We start from the raw sequence: 3,292 nt of genomic DNA, 5'->3' as shown, positions 1-3,292 counted from the left end.
ATTGTCAAACAGTGTTTGAGTGTGTGTGAAGTTGTTGGCTTATTAGTACCGGTCAGCTCCGACAGTCTTTGGTCCTGTCTTCCACATCCGGCCTATCTACCCAGTGGTCTAGCTGGGTGCCTTCACCCCCGTGGGGGATGGAAACCTCATCTTGAAGCAGGCTTCCCGCTTAGATGCTTTCAGCGGTTATCCCTTCCGAACGTAGCTAACCAGCCGTGCTCCTGGCGGAACAACTGGCACACCAGAGGTTCGTCCGTCCCGGTCCTCTCGTACTAGGGACAGCCCTTCTCAAGTTTCCTGCGCGCGCAGCGGATAGGGACCGAACTGTCTCACGACGTTCTAAACCCAGCTCGCGTACCGCTTTAATGGGCGAACAGCCCAACCCTTGGGACCTACTCCAGCCCCAGGATGCGACGAGCCGACATCGAGGTGCCAAACCATGCCGTCGATATGGACTCTTGGGCAAGATCAGCCTGTTATCCCCGGGGTACCTTTTATCCGTTGAGCGACGGCGCTTCCACAAGCCACCGCCGGATCACTAGTTCCGACTTTCGTCCCTGCTCGACCTGTCGGTCTCACAGTCAAGCTCCCTTGTGCACTTGCACTCGCCACCTGATTGCCAACCAGGCTGAGGGAACCTTTGAGCGCCTCCGTTACATTTTGGGAGGCAACCGCCCCAGTTAAACTACCCACCAGGCACTGTCCCTGATCCGGATCACGGACCGAGGTTAGATGGTCGATATGGCCAGAGTGGTATTTCAACGATGACTCCACCCGACCTGGCGGCCGGGTTTCACAGTCTCCCACCTATCCTACACAAGCCACACCGAACACCAATACCAAGCTATAGTAAAGGTCCCGGGGTCTTTCCGTCCTGCTGCGCGTAACGAGCATCTTTACTCGTAGTGCAATTTCGCCGAGCTCGCGGTTGAGACAGCGGAGAAGTCGTTACGCCATTCGTGCAGGTCGGAACTTACCCGACAAGGAATTTCGCTACCTTAGGATGGTTATAGTTACCACCGCCGTTTACTGGGGCTTAAATTCTGGGCTTCACCGAAGTTGACCCGTCCTCTTAACCTTCCAGCACCGGGCAGGCGTCAGTCCGTATACATCGTCTTGCGACTTCGCACGGACCTGTGTTTTTAGTAAACAGTCGCTTCTCCCTGGTCTCTGCGGCCCTCCCCGCCTCCCCGGAGCAAGTCCGGTTCACGGTTCGGGCCCCCCTTCTCCCGAAGTTACGGGGGCATTTTGCCGAGTTCCTTAACCACGATTCGCTCGATCGCCTTGGTATTCTCTACCTGACCACCTGAGTCGGTTTGGGGTACGGGCGGCTAGAACCTCGCGTCGAGGCTTTTCTTGGCAGCAGAGGATCACCCGATTCCCGCATACGCGGTCACTATCAGTTCTCACCCTATGTGCTTCGCGGATTTGCCTACGAAGCGGGCTACAACCTTGGACGTGGACTACCATCGCCACGCCGGGCTACCTTCCTGCGTCACCCCTGTTAACACGCTTACCTACTACCGGTTCGGGTCCCACGCCGCCCCACCGGTGAGATCCCGAAGGATCTCGGTGGTGGTTTGGGATGGTTAGCATCACCGGGCTCGGTATGGGCGGTTCTTCGCCGGTAGGAGAATATCAACTCCTTGTCCATCGACTACGCCTGTCGGCCTCGCCTTAGGTCCCGACTTACCCAGGGCGGATTAACCTGGCCCTGGAACCCTTGGTCATTCGGCGGACGGGTTTCTCACCCGTCATTCGCTACTCATGCCTGCATTCTCACTCGTGTAGGCTCCACCACTAGGTCACCCTGCAGCTTCACTGCCCACACGACGCTCCCCTACCCACCCACACACCTGAACACCGATCAAGTCGATGCTGGGTTACTGTGTGAGTGCCACGGCTTCGGCGGTGTACTTGAGCCCCGCTACATTGTCGGCGCGGAATCACTTGACCAGTGAGCTATTACGCACTCTTTCAAGGGTGGCTGCTTCTAAGCCAACCTCCTGGTTGTCTGTGCAACTCCACATCCTTTCCCACTGAGCACACGCTTAGGGGCCTTAGCCGATGATCTGGGCTGTTTCCCTCTCGACTACGAAGCTTATCCCCCGCAGTCTCACTGCCACGCTATGTCTTACCGGCATTCGGAGTTTGGCTGACGTCAGTAACCTGGTAGGGCCCATTAGCCATCCAGTAGCTCTACCTCCGGCAAGAAACACGTGACGCTGCACCTAAATGCATTTCGGGGAGAACCAGCTATCACGAAGTTTGATTGGCCTTTCACCCCTAACCACAGGTCATCCCCTCAGTTTTCAACCTAAGTGGGTTCGGTCCTCCACGCCGTCTTACCGGCGCTTCAACCTGCCCATGGCTAGATCACTTCGCTTCGGGTCTAGACCCGGCGACTATCACGCCCTATTCGGACTCGCTTTCGCTACGGCTTCCCCACACGGGTTAACCTCGCCACCGAGCACTAACTCGCAGGCTCATTCTTCAAAAGGCACGCCGTCACCCCTGCTAAGGAGGCTCCGACGGATTGTAGGCACACGGTTTCAGGTACTATTTCACTCCCCTCCCGGGGTACTTTTCACCTTTCCCTCACGGTACTAGTCCGCTATCGGTCACTAGGTAGTATTTAGGCTTAGCAAGTGGTCTTGCCAGATTCACACGAGATTTCTCGGGCCCCGTGCTACTTGGGATCCCCTCAACCAGGCCGCACCATTTCGTCTACGGGACTCACACCCACTACGGTCCGCCTTTCAATGCGGTTCGACTATGACACGGCTTTCTTACTGGCTACCAGACTGTCAGATCTGGTCAGAAGGTCCCACAACCCCGCATGTGCAACGCCTGACAGCTTGACACACACACGGTTTGGCCTCATCCGCTTTCGCTCGCCACTACTCACGGAATATCTCTTCCTGTCGGTACTGAGATGTTTCACTTCCCGACGTTCCCCCCTACACCCTATGTATTCAGATGCAGGTGACTGGGCATGACCCCAGCCGGGTTCCCCCATTCGGACACCCTCGGATCACAGCTCGTTTGCCAACTCCCCGAGGCTTATCGCAGGCTACCACGTCCTTCTTCGGCTCCTAGTGCCAAGGCATCCACCCTGTGCCCTTAAAAACTTCGACACACTACAATATTTCACAGAGATCAGAAAACTCGTTCCCCCACCCCTTCAAAGAAGAAGACAAGGAACAAGTACTGAACATCTGGGATGCTCGCGTCCACTGTGCAGTTCTCAAGCAACGGACGACCCGCAGACACCCGGCACGCCTACCCCCTT

Annotated in this window: 1 rRNA gene; it reads right to left on the bottom strand. The window is 56.6% G+C overall.

The features are described 5' to 3' along the window. Positions 1-22 precede the first annotated feature (22 nt). Positions 23-3,138: ribosomal RNA gene (locus tag ABZ493_RS21680) — 23S ribosomal RNA — on the bottom strand. Positions 3,139-3,292 lie beyond the last annotated feature (154 nt).

The sequence above is a fragment of the Isoptericola sp. NPDC019482 genome (assembly GCF_040632295.1).
GTDB lineage: Bacteria > Actinomycetota > Actinomycetes > Actinomycetales > Cellulomonadaceae > Isoptericola.
The sequence above is the reverse complement of the archived record's forward strand: the minus strand, read 5'-3'. Positions and strand labels throughout refer to the sequence as shown.